Annotated in this window: 11 protein-coding genes; 5 read left to right on the top strand and 6 right to left on the bottom strand. The window is 44.9% G+C overall.

The genetic code is table 11. The features are described 5' to 3' along the window. Positions 1 to 94: 94 nt before the first annotated feature. The gene (locus JX312_RS07810) at positions 95 to 385 is read left to right on the top strand and encodes a hypothetical protein (protein ID WP_204457615.1); all 291 of its coding nucleotides are present in this window, start codon (positions 95 to 97) and stop codon (positions 383 to 385) included. Between the two features lie 196 nt (positions 386 to 581). Here JX312_RS07810 and JX312_RS07815 read toward each other — a convergent pair whose 3' ends face one another. The 4 genes from JX312_RS07815 to JX312_RS07830 all read right to left on the bottom strand — a co-directional run bounded on the left by JX312_RS07815 (position 582) and on the right by JX312_RS07830 (position 1,791). Beyond that, positions 582 to 734, bottom strand: coding sequence for a hypothetical protein (locus JX312_RS07815; protein WP_204457616.1), 153 nt, complete (start codon positions 732 to 734; stop codon positions 582 to 584). 2 nt (positions 735 to 736) lie between these two features. Next, a complete protein-coding gene (locus JX312_RS07820; RefSeq protein ID WP_204457617.1) occupies positions 737 to 1,069 on the bottom strand; it encodes a hypothetical protein in 333 nt (110 codons plus the stop codon). Further along, entirely contained in the window at positions 1,070 to 1,345 is a 276-nt protein-coding gene (locus JX312_RS07825) for an HU family DNA-binding protein (RefSeq protein WP_204457618.1), read from the bottom strand. 80 nt (positions 1,346 to 1,425) lie between these two features. Beyond that, the gene (locus tag JX312_RS07830) at positions 1,426 to 1,791 is read right to left on the bottom strand and encodes a helix-turn-helix domain-containing protein (protein ID WP_239653856.1); all 366 of its coding nucleotides are present in this window, start codon (positions 1,789 to 1,791) and stop codon (positions 1,426 to 1,428) included. A gap of 165 nt (positions 1,792 to 1,956) precedes the next feature. Here JX312_RS07830 and JX312_RS07835 point away from each other — a divergent pair, with 165 nt between their 5' ends. The 3 genes from JX312_RS07835 to JX312_RS07845 all read left to right on the top strand — a co-directional run bounded on the left by JX312_RS07835 (position 1,957) and on the right by JX312_RS07845 (position 3,443). Next, positions 1,957 to 2,340 carry a nuclear transport factor 2 family protein gene (locus JX312_RS07835; RefSeq protein WP_204457619.1) on the top strand — a complete coding sequence of 128 codons (384 nt, stop codon included), beginning with the start codon at positions 1,957 to 1,959 and terminating at the stop codon, positions 2,338 to 2,340. Beyond that, complete coding sequence (locus JX312_RS07840; protein WP_204457620.1) at positions 2,337 to 2,951, top strand: flavodoxin family protein; 615 nt, start codon at positions 2,337 to 2,339, stop codon at positions 2,949 to 2,951. Before JX312_RS07835 ends, JX312_RS07840 begins: the two co-directional genes overlap by 4 nt. 6 nt (positions 2,952 to 2,957) lie before the next feature. Further along, the gene (locus JX312_RS07845; RefSeq protein WP_204457621.1) at positions 2,958 to 3,443 is read left to right on the top strand and encodes a nuclear transport factor 2 family protein; all 486 of its coding nucleotides are present in this window, start codon (positions 2,958 to 2,960) and stop codon (positions 3,441 to 3,443) included. Positions 3,444 to 3,545: 102 nt separating this feature from the next. Here JX312_RS07845 and JX312_RS07850 read toward each other — a convergent pair whose 3' ends face one another. Beyond that, positions 3,546 to 4,820, bottom strand: coding sequence for a PcfJ domain-containing protein (locus JX312_RS07850; RefSeq protein ID WP_204457622.1), 1,275 nt, complete (start codon positions 4,818 to 4,820; stop codon positions 3,546 to 3,548). Positions 4,821 to 4,832: 12 nt separating this feature from the next. Next, positions 4,833 to 5,285: a Cas9 inhibitor AcrIIA9 family protein gene (locus JX312_RS07855; protein ID WP_204457623.1), complete on the bottom strand. Its 453-nt coding sequence runs from the start codon at positions 5,283 to 5,285 to the stop codon at positions 4,833 to 4,835. A 574-nt stretch (positions 5,286 to 5,859) separates the two neighbouring features. On the opposite strand from JX312_RS07855, the gene JX312_RS07860 reads away from it, so the two are divergent. After that, a partial coding sequence (locus JX312_RS07860) for a GNAT family N-acetyltransferase (RefSeq protein WP_204457624.1) occupies positions 5,860 to 6,105 on the top strand: 246 nt, incomplete at its 3' end.

Here is a 6,105-nt window from a genome sequence, read left to right on the forward strand (position 1 = left end):
CCAGAAAATCGCGTAACCAACATGAATACAGAGTTTAACAATTTCGCATTAACAGATTTTAAGAGACGCCAGTGACAATTTAATAAAATTAAATATGGCGACGCTCCATCATTATGAATGCACTAACCCTAAGTGTAAATTCAGTATCAACACAGAACCATACGGCCATTATGCACTTATGTCGGGACATTATCTGCTGTTCCGCTGTCCACACTGCAAAGAGATAAAATATCTGTCAGCTGATGAGATTACGCAAAGACGTTATAATCTTCGCTGCGATGATTGTTGCGAAATCTTGTATTCGTGGAATCCTGTTGAGGGTAAATGCCCTGAATGTGGTTCAGCACTGGCAGAGAATACCGATGAGATAATAATGGCAGACTAATTTTATACCGATTTTGGTGTTTTTTTACATCTGATAGTCCGCTACTCATTATTTCATTATTCTGGGCACTTAAACTATTGCGCTCTAATCTTTAACCTAAATCCTCTACAAGTCTTTGCCTTTGCAGTATTCGGATGAGGTATTTCTCTATACTCCCAAACTTATATACGCATATCCGCCATTTTTTCAATAATACTTAATCCCAGTCGTTAAGGTTGGCGATGAAGTCGTCAACCGATGATTCATCAAATAGTTCCGGAAGGTCGCCGGTGTTGATATGATAGTCGTAATCAACCATCATATCATCAACGGAGTTTTCACCGTATTCTTCAAGCTCAAAATCGTCCATACTCATTTATCGTAGAACCCCATTTCGGTGGCGTAATGATGTCCGTCACAAATGATAATATCATCATTTACCAAGCAGGTACTTTGTGTCATGATGTAACGGAAATTGGAAACTCCCGCTTCTTTACCCGCGTTTCTCATAGCGTCCAGCACCTTTTCACGTGCGCTTTGTGTATCCGTATCCCTCACAGTGAACACAAAGATATTCTTCATCAAATCATGCGGTTTAATGCCGAGAGTGTTCTTTATCACTCTCATAATGATTTGATGCTCCCTACCAGACAATCCACTACGAGGTATTGCAAGGAAGAAATGGTAGTTTTTGGTCTCGTCCATTTACTTTGCGACTTCCTCTTTGAAGCAGTTGGCGGGTTTGAAAGCCGGGATGTTGTGAGCCGGAATAACGAGTGTGGTGTTCTTGCTGATGTTGCGGGCGGTCTTCTCGGCTCTCTGCTTGACGATGAAAGAACCGAAGCCACGAAGATATACGTTTTCGCCGTGAGCGAGGCTGTCCTTTACAACGGTCATGAACTGTTCGATAACGTTAACGACAGCGGCCTTGTCAATGCCGGTTGTCTTTGCGATTTCATTCGCTATTTCTGCTTTAGTCATTTTCTGTATTGCTCTGAATTTGATGAGTTTTAGATTACAAAATTACTCAAAAATGATGAGATTCCTATGTGACCCATCTTTTATTTTCTACATTTACTGCCGTATTTACGCTCGAAAATATCGAAGTGCTCCTCACCCCATTTGAGCATCTGGTCAATGATTGGCACAAGTGACTGTCCGAGTTCGGTGATTTTATATTCGGAACGGGGTGGAAGCTCAGGATATATTATCTTCGTGATGAGTCCATCTTCAACCATTTCTTTGAGTTGTATGTCAAGCACTCGCGGAGCCGCTTCCGGCAGACATTTGTGGATTTCACTTGGGCGCAGAGGCTGTCCGTTTCTAAGTTCATCAAGGATACATGACTTCCATTTCGATTCAATCAGGCTCATTGTAAGCCTTAAAGGACAGTCCAGATCCACTGGTATTTTCTTTTCGTATGCCATCGTTTCGAGTTTGTTTATCTTTTCCGGTTGCAAAGTTAGTCAATAACTGCCTAATTTCCATATACCGAAAAAATTATTCGGTATATGAATAATTTTTCGGTACTTGATTTATAGATATTACCATTGTAACTTTGCATTCAGAAAATCAAATAAATATATAAAGATATGCGAAACGAAATCAAAGAATACGAAGCAGTGGCTAAAGCCGCCGAGAAGTTTGTAAAGAGCGTTGCCGAGGGCAACAGCGAGTACGCAAAGACTCTGTTCACCGACGATGCTGTGCTGTTCGGCATACTGAACGGTAACGTTGAACGCGGTTCAATCGAGCAGTTCTACCACAATGTGGACACCGTTGGCGCAGGCACCGAGTTCAAGGCTCGTATCGACGTGCTTGCCGTTGAAGAGACCGTAGCCGTGGTGCGTGTACTCGAAGAAGGCTGGGGAGGCACCATAGACTTCACAGACTTCCTTCTGCTTCTCAAGCTCGATGGCGAGTGGAAGTGTGTCGCCAAGGCATACAACCAGAATTCAAACACCATCAGCAAATGAAAGTGTTGATGATAAACGGCAGTCCTCACCCTGCGGGCTGCACCGCTACCGCACTAAACGAAGTTGCAGATACGCTCCACAAACATGGAATAGAAACTGAGATATTATACCTTGGAAACAAACCGGTTGCAGGCTGCATAGCGTGTATGAAGTGCTTCGAGACCGGACATTGCTTCCGTGATGATGCGGTAAAGGATATTCAGCAGCGGCTTGATGAGTTTGACGCAATCGTACTCGGTTCCCCGGTGTATTATAGCCAACCCACTGGACAGATTACTTCGTTCTGTCAGCGTCTGTTCTTCTGCAAGGAAGGTGAGATGGCAGGAAAACTCGGAGCTTCTGTTGTATCATGTCGCCGTGNGGGAGCTTCGGCCACCTTTGAGCAACTCAACCAGTATTTCACAATCTGCAATATTCCGGTTGTATCATCGCAATACTGGAACTCAGTACACGGCTTCACTCCTGACGATGTACGGAAGGATAAAGAGGGACTCCAGACCATGCGCTCACTTGGCGAAAATATGGCATGGATGCTTAAATCACTGAAAGACAAACCGCACCCACAATACGAGCCTCGCCAAAGAACCCATTTCATTCAAGACAAATATTAAACGGATATGAATAAAATGATTATAGCGGGATTGGCCGCTACTATTATAGGATTCTCGTCATGCTGCGGCAATTCTGCCAAATGTGAAACCGATTCAGCCGCCAAGTGCGACTCCGTTTGCGAAAAACAGCCCTGCTGTCAGACCACTCCTGATGAGATTGATGGAATCAAGAAGGCACTCGGATATTATACCGAAGCGGCTGTAAAGGGCGACAGCAAAATCGCCATGCAAGGTTTCGCTCCTGCCGCCACAATGTCGTATGCCGAGGGCGATAGCCTTGTGACTGTACCAATTCAAGTTCTCTATGACTATTATGACCAGACGGGACCCCACAAAGCCACATACGAGATAGCAAGCTGTAGCGTGGCAGGAGATGTAGCTATGGTGCGTATCGAATCTAAATTTGGCGAAAACGAGTTCACGGATATGTTCACCCTTGTCAAGGCCGACTCCGACTGGAAAATCGTAAGTAAGGTCTATCAACCGAAATAAGATATACCGCGCACATCGCCGCCTGTGGTGGCCGAAATTTTTGACAAAAATGAGTGGGCGACTTCATCACGAGGTCGTCCACTCTGACTATGAAATCAATTGTTATGCTGTTATTCTTTCTTTGATAAGGTGGGTGTTGGCGTTGATGAGGTTGATTATCCGGTCGTGGTACTCGGTGTTCTGATTGCAAACTCCTCTTGACTGAACCACTTTTAGGGTTTTGAGGTCAACCTCAATGGTCTCGATTATTCTGCCGTCTATTCTCGCTGAGAAGATAAGGCTGTCCTCACGCTGGTCATAGGCTGCGCTGAACAGACATATATGCTGACTTTCAGCCTCCTGTCGGTATTCCTCAACGCTTTCCAAAACCTTGACCTCAATTTCTCCGTCATTGATACGGATGCCGAAGAACTTCTCTTTCTGCTCTTTGAAACTCGCCTCCCTCTCTTGGGCTTTACGGATGTCATCGGCTCTCTTTGCCTTGTCTTGGATAGTCTGAAGTTTCTTCACATACCGGTCGTGTTCCTCTTGGAGATTGGCGGGGCAGATGTACTTGGGGGATTGAATGTCCTTGTCACAACGCTCCAACATCTTGATGTAGTCAACCCACATAACTGAGTCTTTTACCTTGTAGCCATTGCGGTTGGCTATCTTGATGGTGTTCCAATATCTCTTGATGTCATTTGCCCTCTGGTCTGAACTGCAAAGGTATCGGAGCAATTCTATCTCGTTGGATTTCATCAGTGTCTCCGCCTTGGGGTTGGTCAGTAACTCTTGGAACAAAGTCACGGGGTGGATATGGTGGCAACTGCCTTTGAACCCGTTGCGCTTGATAGTGTCAGTGACCTTGATGCGAGGGTAAACCCATTCATCGGATATGCGTTGGAAGGCTTCGTTGTCACACCTTATCTCCAATGGAGAACCAAAAGCGAAAGAGTCGATGTAGTAACCGAGAGTTCTCTGCAAACCGACAACGGTCTTATTGCCTTTGGGGTCAATGAAATACTGACCGATTTCAAGGTAGGCAGGTTTTACCTTCATACCCTTGCGCATTTCAACTATCATCAGGAACATTCTTACTACCTGATAGTCCTCAATGGTGGTGATTACATTGAAATAGGACTTGTCACGGATAACACGCTCTTTGGTGTCCTTGATTTCTATCTGTGTGGCACATTCGGGGCATAGACATATTTCTTTGCGGGTCTCAAACCACTCGTGACCGCATTTCATACAGGTACACATTCCGGATTTCAGTCGGTAGCCATAGTGACTGACAGTTGAGTTGAGTGCCCAATTCATTTGGGGAGTGGTGAGCGGGCGAAGTCGCCCACTCAGTTCCACTATATGCTGTTGTTTCTTATTGCGAGGTTTCATATCCTTGGAGTTTTAGAAATCGAAAAGATTGGGTTGAACATTGATTTCTGCTCCGGCTTTGGGAGCGGTGGCGGTCGGCTTGGGTTGAGCCTTCGGAGCTGACTGCCGTCTGATTTCTCGGAGTTGCTCCTCCTTGTATTGCTCCATCGCCTGCTCTTTGAGTTCCGCCTTATCCTCATCGGAGAGTTCCGGCTTGGATACCACGATGTTGCAGTTGATTGGAGTTCCGCCGTCCTCGATGCTGTCCTCATCATAGAAATGCAGGAGGATTGAGAGTACGGTCTGTTCATCTACGACACACATACCGCTTTTCTGTATCTCGTGGCAGAGATAGTTGATAGCACTTTCAAGTGATTTCTTCGGATTGGCAAGTTTTATAGCCAATGCGGGTTCAGCGATAATACGCTCTTGGAGCATCTGCTGCATAGCTGCGATTGCAGCGTTGTTTGATTTCATAGTAGCCATATCAGTTGAGTTTTATAAAGTGAGTAGCCAAAAGATTATCATTAGGGCAGTTGCAAGGCTAATAACCCAGCCCACACCTCGGAATATCGGTCGGAGAAACACCCACAACACCAATCCGAGTATTGCACCAATTATCCCCACCAACCAAAGGATAACCCTTTTTATGCGGTTGAGACTGGAGATGGATGCTCTGCCTCGTCTGTTTGATATGTTGTTGTTCGTTTTCATCGTGCGACATTTTTTTATGCGTCTATCAACTATCGAAGTTTTGCTTGCTCGTTGACACGGCAGCGTGCGGAGGCAAAGAAGGGCTGTTCACCCTTTGGTGGAAAAATACGAGTGCAAAATGAAGTATTCGCCGGAGCTTGCGGAGGCAAATACCATTTTGTGTCTGGAGATTTTTCAGCCAAAAGGCAAAAGAATAGCCCTGCTCCGCACGTTTAGAAATCCGAGCAAGCACTACTTCCTGAGTTGATATGACTGCATAATAACTGGAGTTAAGTTTACGCGCCGGTGAAAACGAATGACGACATATTGGCACTGAAAACTCACTGAAAATGGCTAATTTTGCAACATGGATACAACATATATCGAAACTGAAAGACTGATTTTGCGTTCATGGAGAATGACCGACAGGGATGTATTTGCTGAATTGAACAGCAATGATAATGTCATGAGATACTTTCCGGCACCATTATCTGTTGAAGAATCAAATGGCTTTGTTGATAGGATTAATTCTGAATTTGAGGAAACAGGATTCGGATTGTATGCCGTTGAAATTAAGGAAACAGGTGAGTTTATCGGCTATGTTGGATTCCAC

This window comes from Barnesiella sp. CU968, assembly GCF_905219685.1.
In the GTDB taxonomy this organism is placed as follows: Bacteria; Bacteroidota; Bacteroidia; order Bacteroidales; family Muribaculaceae; genus Lepagella; species Lepagella muris_A.

What these genes read in the sequence shown, in the direction of transcription:
- JX312_RS07815 (WP_204457616.1), bottom strand. Translation starts at nt 734, where the DNA reads ATGGACGATTTTGAGCTTGAAGAATACGGTGAAAACTCCGTTGATGAT.
- JX312_RS07855 (WP_204457623.1), bottom strand. Translation starts at nt 5,285, where the DNA reads ATGGCTACTATGAAATCAAACAACGCTGCAATCGCAGCTATGCAGCAG.
- JX312_RS07810 (WP_204457615.1), top strand. Translation starts at nt 95, where the DNA reads ATGGCGACGCTCCATCATTATGAATGCACTAACCCTAAGTGTAAATTC.
- JX312_RS07825 (WP_204457618.1), bottom strand. Translation starts at nt 1,345, where the DNA reads ATGACTAAAGCAGAAATAGCGAATGAAATCGCAAAGACAACCGGCATT.
- JX312_RS07820 (WP_204457617.1), bottom strand. Translation starts at nt 1,069, where the DNA reads ATGGACGAGACCAAAAACTACCATTTCTTCCTTGCAATACCTCGTAGT.
- JX312_RS07845 (WP_204457621.1), top strand. Translation starts at nt 2,958, where the DNA reads ATGAATAAAATGATTATAGCGGGATTGGCCGCTACTATTATAGGATTC.
- JX312_RS07830 (WP_239653856.1), bottom strand. Translation starts at nt 1,791, where the DNA reads ATGGCATACGAAAAGAAAATACCAGTGGATCTGGACTGTCCTTTAAGG.
- JX312_RS07835 (WP_204457619.1), top strand. Translation starts at nt 1,957, where the DNA reads ATGCGAAACGAAATCAAAGAATACGAAGCAGTGGCTAAAGCCGCCGAG.
- JX312_RS07850 (WP_204457622.1), bottom strand. Translation starts at nt 4,820, where the DNA reads ATGAAACCTCGCAATAAGAAACAACAGCATATAGTGGAACTGAGTGGG.